Origin of the sequence: Arthrobacter sp., from assembly GCF_031988865.1 — a bacterium.
Classification (GTDB): Bacteria; Actinomycetota; Actinomycetes; order Actinomycetales; family Micrococcaceae; genus Arthrobacter_B.
Genome location: NZ_DALZXY010000049.1, coordinates 1 through 25,358, shown reverse-complemented (window position 1 = coordinate 25,358; position 25,358 = coordinate 1). Strand labels below are relative to the sequence as shown.

General features: G+C 66.4%; 23 protein-coding genes and 1 riboswitch. Of the genes, 15 read left to right on the top strand and 8 right to left on the bottom strand.

Annotation, left to right across the window (positions count from 1 at the left end; genetic code table 11):
• Window positions 1-382 precede the first annotated feature (382 nt).
• The 7 genes from gatC to RTN46_RS10275 all read left to right on the top strand — a co-directional run bounded on the left by gatC (window position 383) and on the right by RTN46_RS10275 (window position 7,715).
• Window positions 383-679: an Asp-tRNA(Asn)/Glu-tRNA(Gln) amidotransferase subunit GatC gene (gatC, locus tag RTN46_RS10305; protein WP_312181094.1), complete on the top strand. Its 297-nt coding sequence runs from the start codon at window positions 383-385 to the stop codon at window positions 677-679.
• Window positions 680-686: 7 nt separating this feature from the next.
• Entirely contained in the window at window positions 687-2,189 is a 1,503-nt protein-coding gene (gene gatA, locus RTN46_RS10300; RefSeq protein ID WP_312181092.1) for an Asp-tRNA(Asn)/Glu-tRNA(Gln) amidotransferase subunit GatA, read from the top strand.
• Complete coding sequence (gene gatB / locus RTN46_RS10295; protein WP_312181090.1) at window positions 2,189-3,706, top strand: Asp-tRNA(Asn)/Glu-tRNA(Gln) amidotransferase subunit GatB; 1,518 nt, start codon at window positions 2,189-2,191, stop codon at window positions 3,704-3,706. Before gatA ends, gatB begins: the two co-directional genes overlap by 1 nt.
• Before the next feature lie 122 nt (window positions 3,707-3,828).
• On the top strand, window positions 3,829-4,725 hold the full coding sequence (locus RTN46_RS10290; protein ID WP_312181089.1) for an aminoglycoside phosphotransferase family protein: 897 nt from the start codon (window positions 3,829-3,831) through the stop codon (window positions 4,723-4,725).
• 20 nt (window positions 4,726-4,745) lie between these two features.
• Complete coding sequence (locus RTN46_RS10285; protein WP_312181088.1) at window positions 4,746-5,543, top strand: protein phosphatase 2C domain-containing protein; 798 nt, start codon at window positions 4,746-4,748, stop codon at window positions 5,541-5,543.
• Entirely contained in the window at window positions 5,536-6,636 is a 1,101-nt protein-coding gene (locus tag RTN46_RS10280) for an FAD-dependent oxidoreductase (RefSeq protein ID WP_312181086.1), read from the top strand. The genes RTN46_RS10285 and RTN46_RS10280 overlap by 8 nt, the downstream gene beginning before the upstream one ends.
• Window positions 6,637-6,788: 152 nt before the next feature.
• A complete protein-coding gene (locus tag RTN46_RS10275; RefSeq protein ID WP_312181084.1) occupies window positions 6,789-7,715 on the top strand; it encodes a hypothetical protein in 927 nt (308 codons plus the stop codon).
• A gap of 270 nt (window positions 7,716-7,985) precedes the next feature.
• On the opposite strand, the gene RTN46_RS10270 is transcribed toward RTN46_RS10275, so the two are convergent.
• Together RTN46_RS10270 and hutH are read right to left on the bottom strand one after the other, a co-directional pair.
• Window positions 7,986-8,294, bottom strand: coding sequence for an acylphosphatase (locus RTN46_RS10270; protein ID WP_312181083.1), 309 nt, complete (start codon window positions 8,292-8,294; stop codon window positions 7,986-7,988).
• A gap of 10 nt (window positions 8,295-8,304) precedes the next feature.
• Window positions 8,305-9,879, bottom strand: a complete 1,575-nt coding sequence (gene hutH / locus RTN46_RS10265; RefSeq protein ID WP_312181081.1) for a histidine ammonia-lyase — start codon at window positions 9,877-9,879, stop codon at window positions 8,305-8,307.
• Window positions 9,880-10,033: 154 nt separating this feature from the next.
• On the opposite strand from hutH, the gene RTN46_RS10260 reads away from it, so the two are divergent.
• Both RTN46_RS10260 and RTN46_RS10255 read left to right on the top strand, forming a co-directional pair.
• A complete protein-coding gene (locus tag RTN46_RS10260; RefSeq protein ID WP_312181079.1) occupies window positions 10,034-10,819 on the top strand; it encodes a type II CAAX endopeptidase family protein in 786 nt (261 codons plus the stop codon).
• 6 nt (window positions 10,820-10,825) lie between these two features.
• Window positions 10,826-12,745, top strand: a complete 1,920-nt coding sequence (locus RTN46_RS10255; protein ID WP_312181078.1) for a sugar-binding domain-containing protein — start codon at window positions 10,826-10,828, stop codon at window positions 12,743-12,745.
• Window positions 12,746-12,828: 83 nt separating this feature from the next.
• Here RTN46_RS10255 and RTN46_RS10250 read toward each other — a convergent pair whose 3' ends face one another.
• Together RTN46_RS10250 and RTN46_RS10245 are read right to left on the bottom strand one after the other, a co-directional pair.
• The gene (locus tag RTN46_RS10250; RefSeq protein ID WP_312181077.1) at window positions 12,829-13,380 is read right to left on the bottom strand and encodes a hypothetical protein; all 552 of its coding nucleotides are present in this window, start codon (window positions 13,378-13,380) and stop codon (window positions 12,829-12,831) included.
• A 1,487-nt stretch (window positions 13,381-14,867) separates the two neighbouring features.
• Window positions 14,868-15,509 (bottom strand): VOC family protein, encoded by a 642-nt coding sequence (locus RTN46_RS10245; protein WP_312181076.1) that lies wholly within the window; start codon window positions 15,507-15,509, stop codon window positions 14,868-14,870.
• Between the two features lie 145 nt (window positions 15,510-15,654).
• Window positions 15,655-15,772: riboswitch (SAM riboswitch) on the top strand.
• Between the two features lie 67 nt (window positions 15,773-15,839).
• Between RTN46_RS10245 and RTN46_RS10240 the strand changes: the two genes are divergently transcribed.
• Both RTN46_RS10240 and RTN46_RS10235 read left to right on the top strand, forming a co-directional pair.
• Window positions 15,840-17,156 carry a bifunctional o-acetylhomoserine/o-acetylserine sulfhydrylase gene (locus tag RTN46_RS10240; protein ID WP_312181075.1) on the top strand — a complete coding sequence of 439 codons (1,317 nt, stop codon included), beginning with the start codon at window positions 15,840-15,842 and terminating at the stop codon, window positions 17,154-17,156.
• 9 nt (window positions 17,157-17,165) lie between these two features.
• Window positions 17,166-18,290, top strand: a complete 1,125-nt coding sequence (locus RTN46_RS10235) for a homoserine O-acetyltransferase (RefSeq protein WP_312181073.1) — start codon at window positions 17,166-17,168, stop codon at window positions 18,288-18,290.
• A 44-nt stretch (window positions 18,291-18,334) separates the two neighbouring features.
• On the opposite strand, the gene RTN46_RS10230 is transcribed toward RTN46_RS10235, so the two are convergent.
• Window positions 18,335-19,255 carry an SGNH/GDSL hydrolase family protein gene (locus RTN46_RS10230; protein WP_396157605.1) on the bottom strand — a complete coding sequence of 307 codons (921 nt, stop codon included), beginning with the start codon at window positions 19,253-19,255 and terminating at the stop codon, window positions 18,335-18,337.
• A 73-nt stretch (window positions 19,256-19,328) separates the two neighbouring features.
• Between RTN46_RS10230 and RTN46_RS10225 the strand changes: the two genes are divergently transcribed.
• Window positions 19,329-19,982: an alpha/beta hydrolase-fold protein gene (locus tag RTN46_RS10225; protein ID WP_312181072.1), complete on the top strand. Its 654-nt coding sequence runs from the start codon at window positions 19,329-19,331 to the stop codon at window positions 19,980-19,982.
• Here the strand turns inward: RTN46_RS10225 and RTN46_RS10220 are convergent, their stop codons facing one another.
• Window positions 19,983-20,213 (bottom strand): RNA-binding S4 domain-containing protein, encoded by a 231-nt coding sequence (locus RTN46_RS10220; protein ID WP_312181070.1) that lies wholly within the window; start codon window positions 20,211-20,213, stop codon window positions 19,983-19,985.
• Window positions 20,214-20,322: 109 nt separating this feature from the next.
• Between RTN46_RS10220 and RTN46_RS10215 the strand changes: the two genes are divergently transcribed.
• From RTN46_RS10215 to RTN46_RS10205, 3 genes are all read left to right on the top strand, one after another.
• Window positions 20,323-21,309, top strand: coding sequence for a DMT family transporter (locus tag RTN46_RS10215; protein WP_312181068.1), 987 nt, complete (start codon window positions 20,323-20,325; stop codon window positions 21,307-21,309).
• Window positions 21,310-21,466: 157 nt separating this feature from the next.
• Window positions 21,467-22,855: a glycine--tRNA ligase gene (locus RTN46_RS10210; RefSeq protein WP_312181066.1), complete on the top strand. Its 1,389-nt coding sequence runs from the start codon at window positions 21,467-21,469 to the stop codon at window positions 22,853-22,855.
• Entirely contained in the window at window positions 22,855-23,760 is a 906-nt protein-coding gene (locus RTN46_RS10205) for a GNAT family N-acetyltransferase (RefSeq protein WP_312181065.1), read from the top strand. The genes RTN46_RS10210 and RTN46_RS10205 overlap by 1 nt, the downstream gene beginning before the upstream one ends.
• Before the next feature lie 70 nt (window positions 23,761-23,830).
• Here RTN46_RS10205 and RTN46_RS10200 read toward each other — a convergent pair whose 3' ends face one another.
• Window positions 23,831-24,400, bottom strand: coding sequence for a TetR/AcrR family transcriptional regulator (locus tag RTN46_RS10200; protein WP_312181063.1), 570 nt, complete (start codon window positions 24,398-24,400; stop codon window positions 23,831-23,833).
• Between the two features lie 50 nt (window positions 24,401-24,450).
• On the bottom strand, window positions 24,451-25,358 hold a 908-nt coding region (locus RTN46_RS10195), incomplete at its 5' end, for a YhgE/Pip family protein (RefSeq protein WP_312181061.1).

The following is a 25,358-nucleotide window of genomic DNA, read 5'->3' as shown; positions in this document are numbered from 1 at the left end:
TCATCCCACCAGAGCTGCGCACTCACCGTGCCGGACGGGCGGGCATCCCGCCAGAGCTGCGCACTCGCCGGGCACAGCCTGTCCACGGAAACTGGCATCCCGCCAGATCTGCGCACTCGCCGATGGTCGAGTGCCGGACGGGCTGGCATCCCGCCAGATCTGTGCACTCGCCAGTACGGCCAGTCCACGGAAACCGGCGTCCCGCCGAACGCCGCATCCCGCCGGTCGAACCCGCCACCCCCGCACCACCCGGCTCACCCGCTCACCCAACCCACCCAACAGACCCGCACGTCACGGCACCCAAACACTGCGGCCACACGCCGTAGACTGGTAGGGATACCGGTGTAAGCCGAAAATACTGCATAAGACGCATGGGAGACTCATGTCTGAGATCAATCGTGAGGCTGTGGCGCATCTCGCGCATCTGGCCCACATTGAGATGACCGATGACGAGCTGGACAAAATGGCCGGCGAACTCGACGTCATCGTGGATTCGATCAAATCCGTAAGCGAAGTTGCCGGCGAGGACATCCCGGCCACCTCCCACCCGATCCCGCTGGTAAATGTGTTCCGCGAGGACGTGGTGGGGCAGACGCTGACCAATGAGCAGGCCCTGTCCGGCGCGCCGGACAACGCCGAAGGCCGCTTCAAGGTCCCTGCCATCCTGGATGAGGAGTAAAACTTCCATGAGTGAACTGATTACCTCCAGCGCTGCCGTGCTGGCAGAGAAGCTGGCCTCCCGCGAGGTTTCCGCGGTCGAGGTCACCCAGGCCCACCTGGACCGGATCGAAGCAGTCGACGGCGACATCAACGCGTTCCTGCACGTCAACACCGATGAAGCGCTTGAAGTTGCTGCCGGCGTGGACAAGGCCCGTGCCGCCGGCGAAGAGATGCACACCCTGGCCGGCGTTCCAATCGCCATCAAGGACCTGATCGTGACCGTGGGCCAGCCCACCACGGCGGGCTCGAAGATGCTCGAAGGCTGGATGAGCCCGTACGACGCCACGGTGATTTCCCGGATCCGTGCCGCCCGCATGCCGATGCTGGGCAAGACTAACCTGGACGAATTCGCCATGGGCTCCTCCACGGAGCACTCCGCGTACGGCCCCACCCGCAACCCGTGGGACCTGGACCGGATCCCCGGCGGTTCCGGCGGAGGTTCGGCAGCCGCCGTCGCCGCCTTCGAAGCACCCCTGGCCCTCGGCACCGACACCGGCGGATCCATCCGCCAGCCGGCCTCCGTGACCGGTTCGGTGGGCGTGAAGCCGACCTACGGCGGGGTCTCCCGCTACGGTGCCATTGCCATGGCTTCCTCGCTGGACCAGATCGGCCCGGTCTCCCGCACCGTGCTGGACGCCGCCCTGCTGCAGGAAGTCATCGGCGGACACGATCCCCGCGACTCGACCTCGCTGACCGATCCGGTCGGCAACCTGGTCGAAGCTGCCCGTAACGGCAGCGTGGCCGGCATGCGCATCGGCGTCATCAAGGAACTGCAGGGCGAGGGCTACCAGCCCGGCGTGCAGGCCCGCTTTGATGAGTCCCTTGAGCTGCTCAAGGACGCCGGTGCCGAGATCGTGGAGGTCTCCTGCCCCAACTTCAAGTACGCGCTCGGCGCCTACTACCTGATCATGCCGTCCGAGGCCTCCTCGAACCTGGCGAAGTACGACGGCGTCCGGTTCGGTATGCGCCGCCTGCCCGCCGATCCGCCGCTCACCATCGAACGCGTGATGGGTGCGACCCGCGCCGCCGGCTTCGGCGACGAGGTCAAGCGCCGGATCATCCTGGGCACCTACGCCCTCTCCGCCGGCTACTACGACGCCTACTACGGCTCGGCGCAGAAGGTCCGCACCCTGATCCAGCGTGACTTCAACGCCGCGTTCGCGCAGGCTGACGTACTGATTTCCCCGACGTCGCCGAACACGGCGTTCAAGCTCGGCGAGAAGCTGGACGATCCGCTGGCCATGTACCTGAATGACGTCGCCACCATCCCGGCCAACATGGCCGGCGTCCCCGGCATCTCCATTCCCGGCGGCCTGGCCGACGGGCTGCCGGTCGGCATCCAGTTCCTGGCACCCGCCCGCGAGGACGTGCGCCTGTACCGTGCCGGCGCAGCCCTGGAAGGCCTGCTGGAGCAGAAGTGGGGCGGCCCGCTGCTGGCTTCGGCCCCCGTACTCGGAGGAGTGAAGTAATGTCCGTGCACACCCAGGAAGAAACAGTGCCTTACGACGAGGCGATCGAGAAGTACGATCCGGTACTGGGGTTTGAGGTCCACGTGGAGCTCAACACCAACACCAAGATGTTCTCCGATGCCCCGAACGTCTTCGGCGATGAGCCGAACACCAACGTCACTCCGGTCTGCCTTGGCCTGCCCGGCGTCCTGCCGGTGGTCAACAAGACCGCCGTGGAGTACTCGATCCTGATCGGCCTGGCACTGAACTGCAAGATCGCCGAATCCTGCACGTTCGCCCGGAAGCAGTACTTCTACCCGGACACGCCCAAGAACTTCCAGACCTCCCAGTACGAAGATCCGATTGCGTACGACGGCTGGCTGGACATCGAACTGGAGGACGGCACCGTTTTCCGCGTCGAGATCGAACGCGCCCACATGGAAGAAGACGCCGGAAAGCTGACCCACATGGGCGGCTCCGCCGGACGCATCCAGGGGGCTGACTTCTCCCTGGTGGACTACAACCGCTCCGGAGTTCCGCTGGTGGAAATCGTCACCAAGCCGATCGAAGGCGCCGGTGCACGTGCCCCCGAGCTGGCCAAGGCCTACGTGGCGGCCATCCGGGAAATCGTGAAGAACCTCGGCGTCTCCGATGCCAAGATGGAGCGCGGCAACGTGCGCTGCGATGCCAACGTCTCCCTGCGCCCGTACGGCCAGGAAAAGTTCGGCACGCGGTCGGAAACCAAGAACGTGAACTCGCTGCGCGCCGTCGAACGTGCCGTCCGCTTCGAAATCCAGCGGCACGCCGCCGTCCTGGATTCCGGCGAGAAGATCGTCCAGGAAACCCGTCACTGGCATGAGGACACCCGCTCGACGACGTCGGGCCGGCCCAAGTCCGACGCCGACGACTACCGATACTTCCCCGAGCCGGACCTGCTTCCCGTGGTCACCACGAAGGAATGGATCGAAGAGCTGCGCTCCCGCCTGCCCGAGCCGCCGGCCGAGCGCCGCAAGCGCCTGAAGACCGAGTGGGGCTACTCCGACGCCGAGTTCCGCGACGTCGTCAACGCCGGCGTGATGGAAGCCATCGAGGAAACCATCGCCGCCGGTGCCTCCGCACAGGTGGCCCGCAAGTGGTGGATGGGCGAAGTGGCCCGCCGCGCCAAGGAAGCCGAAGTGGATCCGGTGGACACCGGCGTCACGCCCGAGCTGATCGTGGAACTGGACCGCCTGGTCCAGGCCGGGAAGATCAACGACAAGCTGGCCCGCCAGGTGCTCGACGGCGTCCTCGCCGGCGAAGGCACCCCGGAGGAAGTCATCGAAAAGCGCGGCCTCGCCGTTGTCTCCGATGACGGTGCCCTGCTCGAAGCCATCGACGCCGCCCTGGCCGCAGCTCCCGACGTCGCGGATAAGATCCGCGGCGGCAAGGTGCAGGCTGTCGGCGCGATTGTCGGCGGCGTGATGAAGGCGACCCGCGGACAGGCCGACGCCGGCCGCGTGCGCGAGCTGATCCTCGAACGCCTGGGCGTGCAGGGCTAGCCCGCACCATCCCGGATCCGGCTTCCGGCCCGGTGTTCCCCTCCAAGGGGTGCGCCGGGCCGGAAGCCGGTCTGCGTTAAGGCACCTGTCCAGCAGCCCGGCCCAAGGGTAGGGTGCTCAGCATGTCGACGGTCCCGGCCCAGCTTGCAGTGGATGCAGACCTGGTCCGTGCCCTGCTGGAGAGTCAGTACCCGCAGCTGGCACATCACCCGCTGAAGGAAGTGGGGGACGGCTGGGTGAACTACGTGTTCCGACTCGGCAAGGATCTGGTGGTCCGCCTGCCCCGCCGGGACAGTGTTGCCGGGCTGATGGCCAAGGAGCAGCGTTGGCTCCCCGGACTGACGGCGGGCCTGGCCACCGGAACCTCGGTCCCGCTGTATGTGGGCGTTCCGGAAGCGCTCTACCCCTACCCCTGGAGCATCAGCGAATGGTTCGACGGCCTCGACGTCTCGCTTCAGCCGCGGGACCGGAACGTTGCCCTGGCCAGGCCGCTCGGAGATTTCCTGAACGCCTTCCACCAGCCTGCTCCCCGGGACTATCCGCCCAACCCCGTGGTGGGTGGGACCCTCGCCACCCGGAGCCAGGCCGTCCAGGAACGGCTGCGCTCCGGCATGGTGCCGCACGCAGCGCGCATCGAGCAGATCTGGGCCCAGGCGGTAAACCTGCCGCCGTGGAACGGAGCGCCCCTGTGGCTGCACGGCGACCTCCACCCGGCCAACCTGATCGCCAAGGACGGAACGCTGCAGGCGGTCATCGACTTTGGCGACCTGACGGCGGGGGATCCGGCCACCGATCTGGCCGCAGCGTGGCTGGTGTTCGACGCCACCGGCCGCCGTCGGCTGCGTGAATCGCTGGGCAGGCAGTACGACGGCGATCCGTCGGTCTGGCTTCGGGCCCGCGGCTGGGCGGTGTACATGGCGTCGAACCTCCTGGCCGCTGCGGACCGGCACCCGGGCCTGTACCTGGTGGGCTCGGAAACCCTGATGGAGATCCTCACCGACGATCTCACCTGGCTCTAGCCTGCGTGCCACAATGGGCTATGCCCACCAACTGGAGACATTCCGTCCGCGTCCAGACCGAAGGCGACGGGCACGTAAACGAGGACAGCTGCGGCTTTACCGGTGCCAGCGCCTGGGTGATCGACGGCGCCACGTCCCTGCTGCCCGAGCTGGATCTGCCGGGCCCGTCCAACCCGTCCTGGTATGCCCGGACCCTTGACCTGCTGCTGTCCGACAGCGCCCGTTCACCGGCTTCCGCCGACGGGACCGGCTCGGCGGGCAGCGTCCTCGAGGACGCCCTCCGGCGGGTGGACAAGGTGGCGCAGGAACATGCTGCCGGCGAGCGGAGAAGGTTCCCGAGCGCTGCCCTGTGCATGGCACAGCTGACCGGCACCGGCGTGGAGCTGCTGGTGCTGGCCGACTGCCACGCCGCCGTCGAACTGGAAGACGGGTCCGTGGTCCATGTAACGAGCGAACCGGCAGATGCGCGCGTGGACCGGGAAAACCCGGCCGATCCCGAGGAAGCTCGCGCACTGCTGCGTCGGGACCGGGAGCTGCGCAACACCCCTGGCCGGCTCTGGGTGGCCAGGCGGGAACCGGAAGCGGTGCAGCACGCGCATCTGGAACGCCTCGGCACTCCGCGGCGGGTGGTCCTGGCCTCCGACGGCGCCTGGCGCGCCGTCGACCTGGGACTGGTGGACGGCCCCGGCGGTTTCCTGCGTGCTGCCTCGACCCCACTTGGCACCCAGCGCCTGCTCCTGGAGCTGCGCGAACACCAGCAGGCGATCGGTGAGAAGGCCGATGACGCCACCATCCTGACGGTGGTGCCCGATGCGTAGGCCGGCCCCCGGCGCCCCGGACACACCCGTCCTGATCATTGGCGGCGGCATCGCAGGTCTCTCGCTGGCCGCGGAGCTGGCCGGCCGCACCGGCGTCGTGCTGCTGGAAGCCGAAGAAGTGCTCGGCTACCACACCTCCTCCCGTTCAGCGCGGCAGCTGATTCCCAGCTACGGACCGCCGCCCGTGCAGGCCCTGACCATCCGGACCCTGGCCCTGATCCGTGAGCTGGAAGCGAACCTGCCGCAGCCGATCCTCTCTCCCCGCGGGTTTTTGCTCGTGGGGGATGAGGAGGACGTCCGTGACCAGGCCAGCGGCCACATGCACCCGATCACGATGGCCGAGGCCGAGGGACTGGCACCGGAACTGGAGGCCGGCAGCTTCGAAGCCGCCGGGCTGGACACCACCTCCGTCTCCTGCGACACCGGCCTCCTGATGGACTGGCACCGGCGTCGCATCGAATCCCGCGGCGGGCGCATCCTGACCAACCGCCGGGTCGACGCCGCGGAGCGGACCGACGCAGGAAACTGGCTGGTGTCCGCGGCGGGGGAACAGTTCGTTGCTTCCACCGTGGTCAATGCCGGCGGCGCCTGGGCTGACGCGGTGGCAACGCTCTTCGGCGTTCGTCCGAGGCGACTGCAGCCCTACCGGCGGACAGCCGCGATCGTGGAAGCGGCGAACCCGCCGGCGCCCGACGGCCCCATGGTGGCCAGCGCCCTGGATACCTTCTACTACCGGCCCGACGCCGAGGGGGTGCTGATCTCACCGTCGGAGGCCGTCCCCAGCGGTGCGGAGGACGCCCGGCACCGCCCCGAGGACATCGACGCGCTGAAGGCCCTGGTGAATTCCGTGACGTCCATGGGACTCGGCAAGGTTCACCGCGCGTGGACGGGCCTGCGCACCGAGGCGCCGGATGGCCTGCCCGTGGTGGGGTTCGACGACGCCGTTCCGGGGTTCTTCTGGCTGGCCGGCCAGGGCGGCTACGGGTTTCAAACCTCCTCCGGAATCGCTGAACTCGCGGCCGCCCAGCTTCACGGTGAACGGCCCCCGGTCGACGTCGCAGAGGCCCTTTCGCCAGCGCGCGGCGGACTGTGAGCAAGATCTCATCCATAGGATGTAACAAATCGGTCAAAGGGTGCGGGAATGGTCAGCAGAGACTCCGGCGGTACCTACAGTTGAAGGGCAGGGTGGCTCCGGCCAACATCAACTTTTAGTCCTGCCGTTTGTGCTTTTGAGAGGTCTCGTCAGTGCCAGATATCTTGCCGCCGCAGCTTGCCGGTGTGCAGCAGCGTCCCTTCTACATCAAAGTCCGATCTGTCATCACGGTGATCAGTGCCGTCTGGCTAATTCTGGCCATTGCGGGGTATGGATTCTTCTCCGGCGGGACGACTTCACTGGCCCTGTCGCTGGCCATGATGTATGGAACCGGCATTGCACTCCTGGTAGTTGTCTCCGCCCTGTACCGCCTGCTGAAGCGCTCCGCCGTCCACCGGACGGAAACCACTCCGGAGGACACAGCGGCGGCCGTCTTCCTGGATGCCACACGCTCCGCCACTGACGAACTCATGGACGCCCTGCTGCCGGCACGCCAGCATGGACGTCCGTCCAGCCCGATCCGGGCGGGCGCTGATTCCCGCCTCGATTCCGGTCGGATGGAGAGTGCTGCCGGGGGTGCTGCCTTGGCGGCGTCGGATGCCGCAGCGGAAGCGCCGGCGGCCGCTGCGCCGGCTTCCAAGCAGGCCGGGACCAAACAGCCCGGGGCTAAGCAGGCTGGGACGAAACAGTCCGGGGCTAAGCAGGCCGGGACGAAACAGGCCGGGACCAAACAGCCCGGGGCCAAGCAAGCCGGGACCAAGCAGGCCGGGGCAGCGCAGCCCAGCCGCCCGAAGCCTTCGGCCACCCCTGCCGAGGCAAAGCCAGCCGTCGCGAAGTCGGCCGTCAACAAAAAAGCCGCTGCCAAGAAAAAGAAGGGTGGCGGCAAAGCGAAACGGGCCGGTGGCCAGGAGGCCGCCAAGCAGCCGTCCACGCCGTCGGCCGCGCCGGAAAGGGAAGCGCCAGCCGCGGGCCAAGCGCCAGCCGCGGTCTCCGCTCCTTCCTCCACGAGCGGGCCCGCCAGCACGCCCGCTAAGACTCCCGCCAAGCCGGGCGTACCCGGGCTGAAGAACGCAGCCTGACACACCCCCGGCCGGTGCCGGCTGAGATGCAGAGACGGGCCCGGCGCCGCTCTCAGGGAGTTGCCAGCTTGCTGACAGGAGCTTTACAGACCCGTGTCCTAATGTAGTTAGTACCTCATAAGGGTGCGAGTGATGAATGGATAGCGTAGTGAACTATCCGCCGCCGGCAGACTATGGGTTGTTTCCCCCAATCAACCCATAGTCTGCCGGCGTTTTTAATGCCCGGATTCTGCTGCGTCGATTGTGACGCGAGTCGGGACGTTGCTGCCGTTACCCGGCGCTGAAACCGTCGAACTCGCTGCTCGCAGCGGAGCGGCGCTCCTCGACGTCGTGGACTGCACCCGGCGCGGACGGGGAGCGCACCTGCTCCATCAATCCGTCCACCGCCGACGGCGGCCCTTCGGCCGTGATCAGCACCGAGCCATCAGGCTGGTTGACGACGGTCCCGGTCAGCCCCAGTTTTCCTGCCCGCCGCAGCACCCAGTAACGGAAGCCCACGCCCTGGACCAAACCATTGACTGTTGCGGCCACCCGCACGCTGCCGCCCATCGGACCGTTAGCCGGCCCCTGTGAATCCATGTCCCGCAGCTTAGTCCAGGGGCCGGTCCAGAACACTGTTTGCTGCTGAAAGCAGCGTCCCGTCCGCAACCAGGCTGTAAACGGCTTCAATCTCTGGTGCCAGGAACCGATCGGGCCCTGGGCCCTGGACCAGCGACCGGATGGCGCTGCGAACGGCAGTGGACACCGGAGCGCTCCGGGCGGTTTCGATGCCGCCGTCGCGCATGTCCAGGGCGCGGGCGGAGGTCAGCAGTTCCACGGCGAGGACGCGTGCCAACCCGTCCAGTGCCCGACGCAGCTTCAGGCCCGCTGCCCAGCCCATCGAGACGTGGTCTTCCTGCATGGCAGAGGAGGGGATGGAGTCCACGGACGCGGGAACCGCGAGCCGCTTGAGCTCGGAGACGATGCCGGCCTGCGTGTACTGGGCGATCATATGGCCGGAGTCGACGCCGGGATCGTGGGCGAGGAACGGGTTCAGTCCGTGGCTGCGGTTGCGGTCAAGGAAACGGTCGGTCCGCCGTTCGCTCATGGACGCTACATCCGCCACGGCGATGGCGAGGAAGTCCAGGACATAGCCCACCGGGGCACCGTGGAAGTTGCCGTTCGATTCGACCCGACCATCCACGGTAACCACCGGATTATCGATGGCGGAGGCACGCTCGCACGCTGCCACGTGTTCGGCGTGGGCCAGTGTCGACCGGGCGGCGCCGTGCACCTGGGGTGCGCACCGAAGTGAATACGCGTCCTGCACGCGGGTGAACTCTCCGCTTTTCTGCTCCTCCACCAGGGAAGACCCGGCGAGCACGGCGCGGATATTGGCTGCCGACTCGGCCTGGCCTGGCTGCGGGCGGAGGCCCTGCAGATCGGCAGCAAACACTGCGTCGGTACCGAGCAGGCCCTCCACGCTCATGGCCGCGGCGATGTCCGCAATGGAAAACAGCCGGTGCAGGTCCGCGATGGCCATGGTCAGCATTCCGAGCATGCCGTCGGTGCCGTTGATCAGGGCCAGCCCCTCCTTTTCCCGCAGTTCCAGGGGTTCCAGGCCAGCCGCAGCCAAAGCCTCGCCTGCGTCCATTGCCTGCCCGGCGGCGTCGCGCACCCGGCCTTCGCCCATCAGCGCCAGGGCACAGTGGGAAAGGGGAGCGAGGTCCCCGGAGCAGCCCAGCGACCCATATTCGCCGATGATCGGCGTGATGCCCGCGTTCAGCAGCGCGGCATATGCCGTGCCGACGGCGGGGCGCACTCCGGTACGGCCGGTTGCCAGCGTGGAGAGGCGGTTGACCATCAGGGCGCGCACCACTTCCCGGTCCACCTCGGAACCGGACGACGCCGCGTGGCTGCGGACGAGGGAACGCTGCAGCATGGTTCGCTGCTCCTCGGGAATCTGCTTCGTGGCCAGCGCCCCGAACCCGGTGGAGACACCGTAGTGCGGCAACGTGTCCGCAGCGAGGGAATCGATCACGGCGCGGGAGGACTCCATGGCCGCCAGCGCCTCCGGCGTGAGGCGAATCCGGGCGCCGTCCCTGGCCACGGCAAGGATCGCTGCCGGTTCCAGCGGGCCGGGGCCGATCGCCACGGAAACTGCGGTGTTTTGGGGAGAAATCATGAGACCTCACAATGCCTGGTTTGATGCGGTGCATAAACAGATTCAGGAATGCCGAAGAATGGTAACGGCATTTCAACCAGTGAAATGCATTGGGCGGCTGACCGCAAGCGTCGCCTGCCCGGCAGGTCAGCCCCGGATCAGGCAGAATAGGCACATGCGCCCCGCCTCCACCGTTCCTGCCCCAGCCTTGGAACCTCGGGAACGACGTCGGCTGACCGCGGAAATCCTGATCGTCCTCGGCCTCTCGTTTGGGCAATCAGGTGTCTACGCCGTCGTCCGCCTGGCTGACAAGATGACCCAGGGGCCGCTGTCCGGGCAGACAACCACCTTGAATCCCGTGCTGGCCCAAAGCCAGTTTTTCGACCTCGTGTACCAGCTGCTGGGCATTTTCTTTTCGCTGATGCCCGTTGCCCTGGTGCTCTTCCTGCTCACCGAGCCCGGCCGGTCAGCCTTCCGGCGCATCGGTTTCACCTTCTCCCGCCCGCTGCGGGACTTCGGACTGGGGTTCGCGTTGGCAGCGGTAATCGGAGCCGGAACGCTGGGTGTCTACGCCGCCGGACGGGCGCTGGGCATCACCACCGCGCTCATCCCGGCCGCCCTGGACACGTATTGGTGGACCCTGCCGGTGCTGGTGCTCTCGGCCCTGCGTCATGCCGTGCTCGAAGAGGTGATTGTGGTGGGGTACCTGTTCACCCGGCTGCGGGCGCTGGGCTGGGGAGTGCCTGCCATGATTCTCACGAGCGCATTAATCCGGGCCAGCTACCACCTGTACCAGGGGATCGGTCCGGGAATCGGCAACTTCGTGATGGGGCTGATTTTCGGCTATGCCTACTACAAGACCCGGCGTGTGATGCCCCTGATCATCGCCCACGCGCTCGTGGACATCGCCGGATTCGTGGGCTTTGCCTTGTTCGGTCCGGCAATCGGCATTGGAGACTAACGCGGGATGGCGCTGACCACACCCTGGGGCGAAGCCCTTGACCCGGAGCACATCCTGCCCGAGTATCCGCGGCCGCAGCTGGTCCGCGGATCCTGGCTCAACCTCAACGGAAGCTGGGACTACGCCTTCACGCCCGCGGGCAGCGAGGAGGCACCCCGCGACTGGGACGGGAAGATCCTGGTGCCGTTCTCGCCCGAAGCCCCGCTTTCCGGCGTCGGCCGCCAGCTGCAGCCTGGGGAAGCGCTCTGGTACCGGCGTCGCTTTTCCCTGCCGCGCGTCGGGCCGGTTTCCGGGCGGGTGCCTGGCTTGTCGCCGGGCCTGCCGCGTGGCGGGCAGTCGAGCGGGCGGGTGCTGCTCCACTTTGGTGCCGTTGACCAGTCCTGCACGGTAGTCGTCAACGGCCGCCGCGCCGGCGGGCATGACGGCGGTTACCTGCCCTTCAGCCTCGACATCACCGATCTGCTTGTCCCCGGGGAGCAGCAGGAACTGGTGGTGCGGGTGTTGGACGGCAGCGACACCAACGGCGCTGCGCGGGGGAAACAGAAGCTCGAGCGCGGCGGGATCTGGTACACGGCGCAGTCCGGGATCTGGCAGACCGTTTGGCTGGAAGAAGTCCCCGAAACCTTTATCCAGGATCTTGTCATCACACCCCTGGCATCGCTGGACGGCGTCGAATTCACGGTTCATGCCGGGCCGCGGTCCGGCGGTGCGCCGGCTGGTGCGGGTGCGCCGGTGCCCGGATCAGACGGTGCGCTGGGAGGTGCGGTCTCGGCGTCGTTCCTGACACCGGAACCGGGGCGCGCGGAGATCGTCGTGATGGCCGAGGGGGCGGAGGTGGCCCGCGGTACAGCAGTCCCCGGGGAGCCGCTGCGCGTGCAGGTGCCGCAGCCTCGGCTGTGGAGTCCGGAGGATCCCTTCCTGTACTCGGTGAGCGTGCGGCTGGGGGAGGACGCCGTCCAGAGTTACTTCGGGCTGCGCAGTTTCGGCACCGGTAAGGATGCGAACGGGCACCAGCGGCTGCTGCTCAACGGTCGGCCGTACTTCCATGCCGGGCTGCTGGACCAGGGGTACTGGCCGGACGGGCTCTACACCGCCCCGGCCGACGCAGCCATGGTCCAAGACATCCAGACGGCCAAGGACCTGGGCTATACGATGCTGCGCAAGCACATCAAGATCGAGCCGATGCGCTGGTATTACCACTGCGACCGGCTCGGCATGCTGGTCTGGCAGGATCTGGTCAACGGAGGCACGGGCGCCGGGCGTGCTCCGGAACTGCTGCCGCTTCCCGGCCGGGGGAGCCGCAGCGACCGCCGCTACGCAAAGTTCGGCCGCAGTGACGCCGCCGGACGCGAAGCATTCCGCCGGGACATGCGCGAGACCGTGGAACTGCTGCGGAGCGTGCCGAGTATCGCCTTGTGGGTCCCCTTTAACGAAGGCTGGGGACAGTTCGACGCCGCCGCGGTCGCCGCGGAACTGCGGGAACTCGACCCGACCCGGGGGATCGACCACGCCAGCGGCTGGCACGACCAGGGCGCCGGAGATACCAAAAGCCTGCACGTATACGCCGTCCCGTTCCGGATCCGGCGGCGCTGGCAGCGCGATCCGCGGGCCATCGTGCTTTCGGAATACGGCGGCTTCAGCCTGCCCGTGGAGGGGCATACCTGGAACAGCTCGGTCTTTGGCTACGGCAAAACCCTGCACACCCGGGCGGAGCTCGAACACGCCTTCACCGAACTGCACCGGACCCAGATCGAGCCGGCCGTGGCGCTTGGACTGGCTGCCACCGTCTACACCCAGCTGGCCGACGTCGAGGACGAAGTGAACGGGCTGCTCACTTATGACCGCAAGGTCCTGAAGCTCGACGCCGGGGTGGTGCGGGAAATCAATCGGGGGCTGATCCGGGCTGCAGCGGCTTCCTCGGTGTAGACGTGCGGCACGCGGATCGCTGTAGGGGTTTGCGACCCTGGCCGCTTCGGTTTGGGGCATGGCTGTCCCTGCGGGCCGGAGCTCTATTGTCGCCGTCGGGTTCTGGGTAGTCCTGCCCGAGTCAGTATTTGCGCCAGGCCGTCCGGGTCCTCAGGTGCTTTGAAGAGGGCGGCCCAGACCCAGCGCACAAATCCTACGCCGGTAGCGCGGATGGCGTCTTCTCGGCGCTTTTCCTGCAGTAGGGCTTGCTGGGATTGCCCGCCGACCCCGTTTAGTGCTGGCCCATACTTCAGAGCACCATCGAACTCGCCGACCAGATTTTGCTGAGGCCAAAAGAAGTCTGTCCGGCCGAGCACCCGGCCGCCGGCAGAGCGAAACTCTTTCTGCAGCTCCGGGGGCGGAAAGCCGAGCCGGTGCAGGGCCGCCCGGGAAAGGGACTCTCCCGCTGATTCTGATCGCTTGTCGGCAAAATTTATGACCCGAAGGGCACGGGTTCGTTTTGCTTGGGTTGGCAGCGCCTGCGCCAGGTCCTTCAAGTCTGCCTTTTCCAACGGGGCCAGTCCGCGCAACGGATCGGGCCGCAGGACGTGGTCCATGGCTGGAACTGCGGGCTCAAAGGGCAGGTAGGCGGCCATGTCGAGAACCGTTTGCGCACGAGATGTGACGGCAAACCCTGCGATCCTGGAGAGAGGTTCGAGCAGTTGCCGTTCGGCCCAGCGGATTCCTCCTCGACGTCGTGCATGCGAAGGGGCCGAGGCCAGGACCATGATCTCGTTGGAAGAACCGATGGTGGGAATTCCCCAAGCGATAGCAGCCGACTCCTGGAGCAGGACCCGAGGGTTCCGGCCCTGCTCCGCAGCTGCCGTCAGCTTCGTGATTTCGCGTTCCCAACGGGGGAGGTTTTCCCAATGGGCAGCGGAGACGTAGACGCCCGGCCTCAGCCGTAGCAACTCCCCGCTGCGGCACCGACTGGCAAGGGATCGCCGACCGGGACCGTCCCGATCTGCGTCCGACGAAAAAAGGAGAGCTGGCTGCATTCTCCAATCTTGGACCTTCACGATCTTGCCTGGATGTTGGGGTCCCCATCTGTGGAAAACCCTACGGTTTGGGGGAAATCGACCATTTTGGGATTTCCCTGCCAGGGCGCTCCGGAGGGAAATCCCATAACGGCTGGATTTTCCCAAAACGGAGGGAAACAACGTCACAAAACGGGAGGATTTTCCCAGAACGGAGGGGCGTGGTGCACGGAGTGGGCAGATTTTCCCAAAACGGAGGGGCGTGGTGCACGGAGTGGGCGGACTTTCCCAAAACGGAGGGGCGTGGTGCACGGAGTGGGCGGACTTTCCCAGAACGGAGGGGCGTGGTGCACGGAGTGGGCGGATTTTCCCAGAACGGAGGGGCGTGGTGCACGGAGTGGGCGGACTTTCCCAGAACGGAGGGAAACAACGTCACAAAGCGGGAGGATTTTACCAAAACGGAGGGAACAAAGGTTGCATAACGGCAGGGGTTTCCAGAGGGAGGGTGCGGGCGGAAGAACGGTGGGGACAGGCGTGCCGAAGCATCCGCCGGAACCCTCCTGAGATGCGCCGCCCCGAACGAGCCGCCACCCTAAACAAAGCCAGCACCCTGAATGAATCGCCGAACTGAACCGAGCAGTGCGCCAGCCAACACTCAGACCGGCGCCGTTCTGCGTCAATACCCGGCGCGATGTCCGGACCATCCCAGCCCCGACAATCCCTGTCAGGACCAAACTACAGATCCGGGCAAGCGCCGCCCGCGCCACAGACCCGGGCAACGCGGAGATACGTTGAAGGCCTCGAAACGTCCGACCCGATCCGGCCCAACCCGACTCGACCCAACCGGCCCAGCACACGCCCGGCCCACGACCGCCCGACCGGGCGGCAGCTCGGCCCTCGCCAACACCTTTGTCGAAATCGACGCCGTCCCGGTCAGCCGAAATAGACAGCAAAAGGGTGGACGGACTGGTAAATCCAGTCCGTCCACCCGCAGCTGTCCTGATGTGGCAGGGGAGTCCCCAAGGGGAGGGAAACGCCCGCGCAGGATTGACCCGATGTGGCAGGGGAGTCCCGAAGCGGAGGGATATCCCTCCGGGACGAGGTTTTTAGATCTCGACGAGGCCGGAAGGCGTCCCGAAGGAAACGGACATAATGCCCGGGGTGCCCTTCGGGGAAACCCAGGTGACATCCACGGATTCCAGCGGCTCCTCGACCGGCATACCCAGCCATTCCGTGACCCGCGCGGCAGAGCCGGCAATGGTCAGGGACTCCAAGGACACGGTCCCGGAGAGGGCACGGGACGGATGGAGATCCGCTTTGTCCTCATCCCAGCGCAGCATGTAGGGAACCTGCGGGTCGGCGATCAGGCCGTTGATGCCGATCTGCCGCCAGGTCAGCTCCTGGCCGTCGGGGAACTTCCGGTTTCCCGGAACCGAAGCACGGCCAAGCCGTTCTTCGAAGGGAGCCAGGTCATTGACCTCGACACACCAGCCCATCCAACCGCCGCCGGCTTCGGACCGGGCACGCACGGCCTGGCCGAAGGGTGCTTTGTCAGAAGCCGGGTGGTTCAGGACTTCAACCACCTCGATGTACTGGTGGTTAGCCAGGGGCAGGATCATATTGCGGGTGCCAAAACGGGGGTGAACCCCGCCCTTGACATATTCGGTCCCGAGGGCAGCAGCAATGCGTTCCGTGGTGGCCAGCAGGCCGTCGGATTCGCAGGCGTAAGAAACGTGATCCAGGCGCATGCGAATATCTTGACACGTTGTGACCTGTGTCTCGACTAAGGCCAGCCTAAGCAGCTCAAAAGTGGAACCTGTTAGGGGAACTAAATGAATTCACGCTGCGTCATATGGGTTGCGCAACTGAGTGTCCGTTGGTTCTATGGGTACAGGTCATGAGCGCCAGCAGATAGCCCCGGCTTGCTGGCCGGCAACCCTCCAACCGCGGTGGGGTGCCCCGGGTGAAGACCTGGCTGGGCATCAAAAGGATGTCACGGCAAGCGCGGGCCACACGTCTGTATCCGGAGTACTTCCGGCATCGGTTCCTGTGGGGCCCCTGGTCAAAAAGGGAGCAACATGTCTGCCAACTGGTCGTTCGAAACCCGCCAGATCCACGCAGGACAGGAGCCCGACGCCGTCACCGGCGCCCGTGCCCTGCCTATCTACCAGACCTCGTCCTTCGTATTCCCCAGTGCGGAAGCAGCTGCCAACCGTTTCGCCCTGGCTGAACTTGCACCTATCTATACGCGGATCGGAAACCCCACCCAGGAAGCGGTGGAGAACCGCATCGCGTCACTGGAGGGCGGGCTCGGGGCACTGCTGCTGGCCTCGGGCCAGGCAGCCGAGACCTACGCCATCCTCAACATCGCCGAGGCAGGGGACCACATCGTGGCCAGCCCCAGCCTGTACGGCGGAACCTACAACCTCTTCAAGCACACCCTGAAGAAATTCGGCATCACAGTCACATTCGTGGCTGATCCGGACAACTTGGAGCAGTGGCGCGCAGCGGTCCAGCCCAATACCAAGGCGTTCTTCGGCGAGGTCGTCTCCAATCCGCGCCAGGACGTCCTGGACATTGAGGGTATTTCCGCCGTCGCGCACGAGGCCGGCGTCCCGTTGATCGTGGACAACACCCTGGCCACGCCGTACCTGATCCGTCCCATTGAATGGGGCGCGGACATCGTGGTGCATTCGGCTACCAAGTACCTCGGCGGCCACGGCACCACAATCGCCGGCGTGATCGTGGATTCGGGCAACTTCGACTTCGGCGCCGACCCGGAGAAGTTCCCGGGCTTCAACACCCCGGATGAAAGCTACAACGGCTTGGTCTACGCCCGGGACCTCGGCGCCAACGGAGCACTCGGTGCGAACCTGGCGTACATCCTCAAGGCCCGCGTGCAGCTGCTGCGCGACCTCGGTGCGGCACTCTCGCCGTTCAGCGCCTTCCTCCTGGCCCAGGGGCTGGAAACCCTGAGCCTGCGTGTGGAACGGCACGTAGAGAACGCTGTCGCCGTCGCCACCTGGCTGGAAGGTCACGACGACGTCGTCTCGGTTGCGTACGCAGGCCTTGAGTCGAGCCCGTGGTACGAACGAGGACGCAAGTACGGGCCCCGCGGCACCGGCGCCATTGTGTCCTTCGAAATCGCCGGCGGCGTCGAAGCAGGCAAACGCTTCGTGGACGCCCTGGAACTGCATTCACACGTGGCGAACGTTGGTGACGTCCGTTCGCTGGTGATTCATCCGGCGTCGACCACCCACAGCCAGCTGGGCGCCGAAGCGCAGGCAGCGGCCGGCGTCAGCCCGGGCCTGGTGCGGCTTTCGGTCGGTCTGGAGCACCTGGATGACATCATCGCGGACCTCGACGCCGGTTTCCGCGCCGCCAAGGGAGCCTGACGCATTCCCGTGACAACATATCCACCCGCACCGCAGCACCCCGTCAGCACCATCGACGGGGTGCTGCAGTGCGCCTCGATCGGCACCCTGGAACTGGAGACCGGCGGCATCCTGCCGGACGTGGTCCTGGGGTATGAAACCTGGGGCCGGCTGAACCGCGACGCCTCCAACGCCGTGCTGATCCCGCACGCCCTGACCGGAAGTACCCATGTCGCCCAGGGAGACACGGACGAACCGGGCTGGTGGGACGGACTTGTCGGCCCGGGCCGGACCGTGGACACCAACCGCTTTTTTGTGGTCTCGATCAATATGGTCGGCGGCTGTTACGGCTCCACGGGCCCGGCATCGGCAGATCCGGACGGCCTGCCCTGGGGATCCCGCTTCCCGTTTGTCACCATCCGGGACTCGGTGCGCGCCGAAGCCAGGCTGGCCGACCTGCTGGGCATCCGCCGCTGGCACACTGTGCTCGGCGGATCACTGGGCGGGGCGCGCGCCCTGGAATGGGCTGTCACCGAACCCGGGCGGGTGGCCCGCTGCGCAGTGATCGCAGCGACCGCGGCCAGCACCGGGGAACAGATTGCCTTCGCCCAGGCGCAGGTGGCAGCGATCCGGCTGGATCCTGATTTCAACGGCGGCGACTATTACAACGGCCGGGCACCGACGGGAGGCCTCGGACTGGCCCGGCGGATCGCGCACATCACCTACCGGTCAGAACCTGAACTGCAGTACCGGTTCGGTCGGACACCGCAGCCGGGGGAGGATCCCCTCGGATCGCCGCTTCCGGCACGGCGCGGACGGTACCAGGTGGAAAGCTACCTGGATCATCAGGCACAGAAGCTCTCCGGGAGGTTCGACGCCAACAGCTATGTCATCCTCACTGAGGCGCTGATGAGCCACGACGTCGCCCGCGGGCGTGGCAGTCTGGCCGAGGCCCTGTCCGGCACGGAAGCGGAATTCCTCGTGGCCGCGGTCGACAGCGACCGGCTGTATTTCCCGGAGCAGTCCCATGAACTGGCTGCAGCCCTGCCGGGGCAGAATCAGGTGCACCTGATCAGCGCGCCGATCGGCCACGACGGGTTCCTCACCGATGTGCTGCAGCTCTCCGGCCTCCTGGAACAGGGCTTTTTCGCCTAACCCCTGGGCGATCCCGGCCGGGCGCGGTCCCGGCCGGGACCGGCTTAGGCCTCGTCCAGTGCGCCGGCGCCTTCGCCCGAACCCTGCGGCATCCCGGAACCGAAAAACGGGCCGGCATCCGGGCGTTTGGCCGAAACTCCGTCGCCTGAGGACCGCTTTCGTACGCGCCGGACCACCCACGGAACCAGGTATTCCCGGGCCCAAACCAGGTCTTCGGAGCGGGCGGTCCGCCAGTTCTTGGCAGCCAGTTCCTTAACCGCCTGTGGTTCCAGGGAGTGCGGAACGCCGAGGGTGTCCAGCACCGCGGCAGCAATCGTGTGGTGTCCGAGCGGTGAAAAGTGCAGCCGGTCAGGGGCCCACATCTGGGGGTTGCTGAGTTCGCGCAGGGCCCACATGTCGGCAATCACAGCATCATGGCGGGCCGCGACGGTGCGCAGGTTTTCGTTGTAGATGGCGACCCGGCCTCGTACGCTGCCCAGCACCGGCGTCGCCCCGATGTCCGGTCCGGTGAAGAGCACCACTGTCGCGCCGGTTTCACGGAGAGTGGCCACGGTGCCGTCCATTTTTTCGGCGAGCCGGTCCGGATCGCCGCCGGGCCGGATGACGTCGTTGCCGCCGGCGCAGATGGTGACCAGATCCGGCTTCAGATCGATGGCGGGCTGGAGCTGTTCGTTGATGATCTGGTTCAGGAGCCGGCCGCGGATGGCCAGGTTGGCGTACGCAAAGTCTTCGTGGCCATGGGCCAGCTCTTCGGCAACCCGGTCGGCCCATCCACGGTGACCGCCGGGGCTCTCCGGATCCGGGTCGCCGATGCCTTCGGTGAAGGAGTCACCGAGTGCGACGTAGCGGTTGAACGGATGGTCCGGGTGGCCCTCCGGTGGAGCGGTCTTCGTATCGGGTATCGGATTGCTGGTGCTGGTTTCCGGGTCAGGGTTCTTCAAGGGGTTCTGGAGATTTTCGGTCACTAGACCATGATTGCTGGCCGAAGCCTGGCTACGCGACCGTAGGTTGGCATCGGCGCATGCCAGAATGGAATTCATGACTGAAAACACTCCTTGGAATCCGGTTGTGCTGTTCTCGAAGCCCGAGGAGGAGCGGGCCGGGACTCCGCTGCTGGTTCTTTTCCACGGCTACCTGGCCAATGAGGAAGACCTCATGGGCCTGGCCGGGTACCTGCCGGACGAGTTCACGGTCGCGTCGGTCCGCGCACCGGTGGCCCTGGGTCCCGGATACACCTGGTTCCCGCTGATGAATGAGCCGGACTACTCCGTGGACCGGGTTGTCTCCGCTGTGCAGGACGTCTCGGACTGGCTGGACAGCATCAAGGACCAGCACAGCAGCGTGACCCTGCTCGGCTTCTCGATGGGCATGGCCGTGGCCAGCACCCTCCTGCGGCACCGGCCGGCGGAGTTTGCCGCCGTCGTCGGTCTCTCAGGGTTTGTGGTCCCGGCCGAAGGCAATGCCTTTTTCCACGACGAGGAACTGGCAGAACTGAAGGTGCCGTTCTTCTGGGGCCGTGACCAGGCGGATCCGGTTATCGACGAAGCCAGGGTCGAGTACACGCACGGGTGGCTCAACGGGTACACGAAGCTGACGAAGGTCCTCTACGCCGGCATGGGGCACAGCATCAGCATGCAGGAGCTGGGGCACGTCAAGGAGTTCCTGACGCACACAGTTCTGGGCCGGCGTTAGTTAGCCCCCGGAAACGACCCGGACTGCCTGCCCGTTCACCTCAACGGTGTCACCCGGATGGAGCTGGCGGCCCCGGCGTTCCTCAATCTCGCCGTTAACCTTGACCATTCCGTTCTCGATCAGCTCCTTGGCATCGATGCCGTCTTCGGCCAGGTTGGCCAGCTTTAGCGCCTGGCCAAGGCGGATCATGTCATCACGGATGGGGAGGTCTTGGGGATCGGTTGAACTCATGGACCCATTCTGCCGGAAAACGCCGGCCACCCCTGCACGCCGCCCACCCCGACCCCGCCGGGCAACAACCGTGGACTCCGGACCCGCGCTTGGGGCGTAATGTTTAACGGTGCCTCAGTCCTTACGCGTTCCCGCCGCCGTCGGCCTTCCCCTAGCCCTGCTGGCCGGAACGGCCATCCCCGCCCAGTCCCGCGTGAACGGGGCGCTGGGGACAGCCCTGGATGACAGCGTGGCCGCCGCCCTGGTCAGCTTCGGGGTGGGGCTAACCGTGATGATTGTGGTCAGCGCGGCGCTGCCGCGCGGACGGGCCGGGTTTGCCCAGATCCTGCCCGCGGTGCGTGAACGCCGGTTCCCGCCGGTCTACCTGCTGGCCGGCGTCATCGGCGCCTGGTTCGTCCTCACCCAGACCCTCACCATCGCGATCCTCGGCGTCGCCGTCTTCACCGTGGCCACCGTGGCCGGACAGACCCTGACCGGGCTGGTCGTGGACCGGATGGGCATCGGCCCGGGCGGGAAAAAAGCGGTGACGCTGATGCGTGTGGTCGGAGCCGTCCTGACCATTGCGGCCGTTGCCTGGGCAGTGAGTCCGAAGATTTCCGGCACTTCGGATCCGGGGGACTGGCTGCTGGCCGTCCTGCTGCCGCTCAGCGCCGGGATGGCCATGAGCTTCCAACAGGCCATGAACGGCACCACCGGGATGCACTACGGTTCCCCCATCACCGCCACCCTGCTGAACTTTGTTTCGGGATTCGCCGCGCTGCTGGTGGTGTGGGTCATCGAGCTCATGGTGTCCGGCCCCGGAAACCCGCTGCCGGAGACCTGGTGGTACTACCTTGGCGGACCCCTGGGCTGCATCTTCATAGGGGTCAGCGCCATGCTGGTCCGGACCCTGGGGGTGCTGCTGACCAGCCTCGGCCTGATCGGCGGCCAGCTCATCGGCTCGCTCCTGTTGGACATCTTCCTCCCGGCACCCGGCTCCACCGTCGTCGCAGCCACTGTCTTCGGCACCGCCCTGACACTGGCCGCGATCGTTCTTGCGACCCTGCCCTGGAACATGCCCGGCGTCCGCCTGCTGGGGCGGCGTGCGCGCCGGTAACCTGCTTTCGCCGTGGTGACCTTAAGCTGGTATGTATAAGTTTTGCCCTCCACCGCCCACCCGAGCACGTCCGCCGGGGTTCCAGGGTCGGGGACGGGACCAAAAGCGGACCGCACCCAGCGGCCTGCGCGACACGAAAGAACGGCGGTACCATTCCATGGCTTCGACCAAATCCAAACTGGATCCGATCATCTCCCTCGCCAAGCGCAGGGGCTTCGTTTTCCAGTCGGGTGAGATCTACGGTGGTTCGCGTTCCGCCTGGGACTACGGCCCCCTCGGCGTGGAACTCAAAGAGAACATCAAGAAGCAGTGGTGGCAGACCATGGTCCGGGGGCGCGACGACGTCGTTGGCCTGGATTCCGCCGTCATCCTCCCGCGCGCCGTCTGGGAAGCTTCCGGCCATGTGGAGGTCTTCTCCGACCCGCTGGTCGAGTGCCTGAGCTGCCACAAGCGCTACCGCGCCGACCACCTCGAAGAGGAATACGAGGAGAAGAAGGGCCGCGCTCCCGAGAACGGCCTGGCGGACATCGCCTGCGCCAACTGCGGCACCAAGGGCCAGTGGACCGAGCCGCAGGAATTCTCCGGCCTGCTCAAGACCTTCCTCGGCCCGGTCGCCAATGAAGAAGGCATGCACTACCTGCGCCCGGAAACCGCGCAGGGCATCTTCGTGAACTTCAACAACGTGCTCACCACCTCCCGCAAGAAGCCGCCGTTCGGCATCGGCCAGATCGGCAAGAGCTTCCGCAACGAAATCACCCCGGGTAACTTCATCTTCCGGACCCGTGAGTTCGAGCAGATGGAAATGGAGTTCTTCGTTGAGCCCGGCACGGACGAAGAGTGGCACAAGTACTGGATTGAAACCCGCCTGAACTGGTACACGGAACTGGGCATCAACCCGGAAAACCTGCGCCTGTTCGAACACCCGCTGGAAAAGCTCAGCCACTACTCCAAGGGCACCACCGACGTCGAATACCGCTTTGGTTTCCAGGGCTCGGAATGGGGCGAGCTGGAAGGCATCGCCAACCGCACCGACTTCGACCTGGGTACCCACTCAAAGCACTCCGGCACTGAACTGAGCTACTTCAACCAGGCCACTAACGAGCGGTTCACCCCATACGTGATTGAGCCCGCCGCCGGCCTCACCCGTTCCTTCATGGCGTTCCTGGTTGACGCTTACACCGAGGACGAAGCCCCCAACGCCAAGGGCGGCGTGGACAAGCGCACCGTCCTGCGCCTCGACCCGCGCCTGGCGCCGGTCAAGGCCGCAGTGCTGCCGCTGAGCCGCAACGAGGACCTGTCCCCGAAGGCCAAGGACCTGGCCGCGCAGCTGCGCCGGAACTGGAACATCGACTTCGACGACGCCGGCGCCATTGGCCGCCGTTACCGCCGCCAGGATGAAATCGGTACCCCGTTCTGCATCACCGTGGACTTTGACACGCTCGAGGATCAGGCTGTGACCGTGCGTGAGCGCGATTCCATGGCCCAGGAACGGGTCAGCCTGGACAAAGTCCAGGGCTACCTCGCCGAACGGCTGATCGGAGCGTAATGGCACTGGCTTTCCGTGAATGGCGCGAGGACGACGACCTTGCGCTCATCCAGCTCTGGGGCGACCCGGAGACGGGCGAGGCCGGGCACTTCCGGTCCGTGCTGCGCCCTTCCTCGAACGAGCCGTGGAGCCGCTGCATCGTGGCGGAAGACGACGGCGTGCCGGTCGCCGCAGGGGTGGTCTATGAGACCAGCCTGCACCCGGACCGCCTGTGGGTGTACATCGAAGTGGCGCGGGAGAACCGGCGTGCCGGTCTGGGGTCCACCCTGCTCGGCATGCTGCGCAAGGAAGCCGAGAACGCGCCGTCGGGCGTCACCAAGCTGCGTGCCAAAGTCGAACCGGGCACTCCCGGCGCGGCCTTCGCCGCTGCCGCGGGGCTGGAGCCGATCCAGCGGGCCCGGGTCATCATCGTGGAGCCGGGCAAGCTCAAGCTGCCCGTTTTCGAGGACCATGGACCCCAGCTGGACGAGGCAGCCACCGGATCGGTGGAACTGACCCGCGCCGTGGCGGATTTCTACAACAGCGTCCATGGCTGGGACCGGGCGGACATGGGCCTGGGCCGGGCACAGCAGATGCTGCTGAACGATGCCACGGGTGCCGCCGGCGCGCTGGTGCTGCGGGATGCGCCGAAGGCGGAGGGCGGAAAAATCGCCGCCTTCGCCGTCAGCTACACCTCCGAGCGCACGGACGCTCCGGCGGATGTGCTGTTGGGCTATGACACCACGCTGGAGGAATCCGAGGCAGAAGCTGCTGTCGCCTCCCTGCTGGCCATGCTCGCCTACCAGTACCCGGTGCAGCTGGAAGTCGATGACTCGATGACCGCGCTGGTCCGCGTCCTGGAGCCGCTTCTTGCCTCAGGCGCTGCGCGGCAGGACGGCAAGGACACGCTGATCCTCAGCAGCTGACCCGCACTGCAGATAACGACGGCGCCGGTCCCCGCATGGGGGACCGGCGCCGTCGTGCTTCGCAAGGTTGTTACTGCTCTCCGGTCAGCTGCCCGGAGAGCGTGAACATCACCGAATCCGAGACTTCCCGGAGCGTGCGCTCCGGACTGAAGACCAGCCATTCGATGCCGCCCACCAGGACGGCCCCGAAGATCGTGCCGGCCACCAGCTCCGCGTCCGGGCGCTCGGGGTGGGTCTGCCGGATCACCGACACGAACTCGGCAAGGGCTTCGCGGCGCACGTGCTGCAGCGGCGTCTGCCAGGACCTGTCGGTCCGGAAGATCTCCGCGGCAATGAGCTTAGCCAGCGGTTGGTTTCCGGAAATGAGTTCCAGCATGGTGTTCACCATGGACCGCAGGGCGGTGGCGCCCGACTTACCTTCCCGGGCCTGGCGCAGGGTCTCCGCCAGGGTCCCCACGCCGTCGAGCAGCAACTGTTCAAACAGCTTGTCCTTGGAGGAAAAGTTGTAGTAGACGCTGCCCTTGGCAACCCCGGCACGCACGGCGACGTCCTCCATGGTGGTGCCGGTGATCCCGTTCTGGGACGCCAGTCCCAGGGCGGCGTCGAGGATCGACCGCTTGGTGCCTGATACGCGTGGCATGCAATGTGTCCTTTGTGCGGGGAGGGTTGAGCGTTGGTTCCCTGTTGATCTTAGATGTGCAACTCAGGATGCAGCCGCTTGATCGTCCACATGCGCTGCTTCCCGGCGCTCACCGAGCTGATCAGGATGCAGACGGCGGCCAGGATGGCCAGGAAGGCGACGGCGATCCACATCCGGGCGTCCACGCCGCCGGTGATCAGCGCCCGGAGTCCGTTCACCACATAGGTGGCGGGCATAAACGGGTGCAGCGCCTGGAAGAATCCCGGGGTTGTCTCCACCGGGTAGGTTCCGCCGGAGGAGCTCAGCTGCAGCATCAGCAGCACCAGGGAGACCACCCGGCCGGCCGCGGTGCCCAGCACGATGATCAGCATCTGCTGGAGCGCCAGGAAAGCCACGGTTGTCAGGTACAGGAAGGCTCCGGTGCCGATCAGGTAGGCGGGATGGATGTCCAGCCCCCAGACCAGCACGGCCATCATGATGAGAACCTGGCCCAGGCCAATCGCCAGGGCCGGCACCAGGCCCGTTGCCGCGGCCCGGAATCCGGAGACACCTGCGGCCAATGCCCTGGTGGGCAGGGCACGCAGCAGCAGCCAGGTGATCAGCGCACCCACGAAGGTTGCCAGGGCCAGGAAGAACGGCGCGAACCCTTCACCGAAGCTGGACGCCTGCGTGGCGAACTCGGAGTCCAGATCGACCGGGTCCGAGGCAACGATTGCCTTGGAATCGATCAGGCCGCTGGAATCCTGCGGAAGTGCCTGGCCGCCCTCGGCGAGGGCATCGGCGAGGGTGTGTCCGCCGTCGGAGAGCTGGCCGGCACCTTCGGACAGCGCGGTGCCGCCCTCGAGAAGTTCACCGGCACCGGACGCGAGGTCATTGGTGCCGCTGCTGAGCGTAGTGGCTCCAGCGGAGAGCTCATTGGCACCGCTGGCGGCACTCTGGGTGCCGGCGTCGACCTGGG

Coding starts and splice junctions, on each gene's coding strand:
- RTN46_RS10290 (WP_312181089.1), top strand. CDS start 3,829: ATGTCGACGGTCCCGGCCCAGCTTGCAGTGGATGCAGACCTGGTCCGT.
- RTN46_RS10250 (WP_312181077.1), bottom strand. CDS start 13,380: ATGGCCGCCTACCTGCCCTTTGAGCCCGCAGTTCCAGCCATGGACCAC.
- RTN46_RS10205 (WP_312181065.1), top strand. CDS start 22,855: ATGGCACTGGCTTTCCGTGAATGGCGCGAGGACGACGACCTTGCGCTC.
- gatA (WP_312181092.1), top strand. CDS start 687: ATGAGTGAACTGATTACCTCCAGCGCTGCCGTGCTGGCAGAGAAGCTG.
- RTN46_RS10240 (WP_312181075.1), top strand. CDS start 15,840: ATGTCTGCCAACTGGTCGTTCGAAACCCGCCAGATCCACGCAGGACAG.
- RTN46_RS10255 (WP_312181078.1), top strand. CDS start 10,826: ATGGCGCTGACCACACCCTGGGGCGAAGCCCTTGACCCGGAGCACATC.
- hutH (WP_312181081.1), bottom strand. CDS start 9,879: ATGATTTCTCCCCAAAACACCGCAGTTTCCGTGGCGATCGGCCCCGGC.
- RTN46_RS10225 (WP_312181072.1), top strand. CDS start 19,329: ATGACTGAAAACACTCCTTGGAATCCGGTTGTGCTGTTCTCGAAGCCC.
- RTN46_RS10280 (WP_312181086.1), top strand. CDS start 5,536: ATGCGTAGGCCGGCCCCCGGCGCCCCGGACACACCCGTCCTGATCATT.
- RTN46_RS10285 (WP_312181088.1), top strand. CDS start 4,746: ATGCCCACCAACTGGAGACATTCCGTCCGCGTCCAGACCGAAGGCGAC.
- RTN46_RS10210 (WP_312181066.1), top strand. CDS start 21,467: ATGGCTTCGACCAAATCCAAACTGGATCCGATCATCTCCCTCGCCAAG.
- RTN46_RS10220 (WP_312181070.1), bottom strand. CDS start 20,213: ATGAGTTCAACCGATCCCCAAGACCTCCCCATCCGTGATGACATGATC.
- RTN46_RS10245 (WP_312181076.1), bottom strand. CDS start 15,509: ATGCGCCTGGATCACGTTTCTTACGCCTGCGAATCCGACGGCCTGCTG.
- gatC (WP_312181094.1), top strand. CDS start 383: ATGTCTGAGATCAATCGTGAGGCTGTGGCGCATCTCGCGCATCTGGCC.
- RTN46_RS10270 (WP_312181083.1), bottom strand. CDS start 8,294: ATGGATTCACAGGGGCCGGCTAACGGTCCGATGGGCGGCAGCGTGCGG.
- RTN46_RS10200 (WP_312181063.1), bottom strand. CDS start 24,400: ATGCCACGCGTATCAGGCACCAAGCGGTCGATCCTCGACGCCGCCCTG.
- RTN46_RS10260 (WP_312181079.1), top strand. CDS start 10,034: ATGCGCCCCGCCTCCACCGTTCCTGCCCCAGCCTTGGAACCTCGGGAA.
- gatB (WP_312181090.1), top strand. CDS start 2,189: ATGTCCGTGCACACCCAGGAAGAAACAGTGCCTTACGACGAGGCGATC.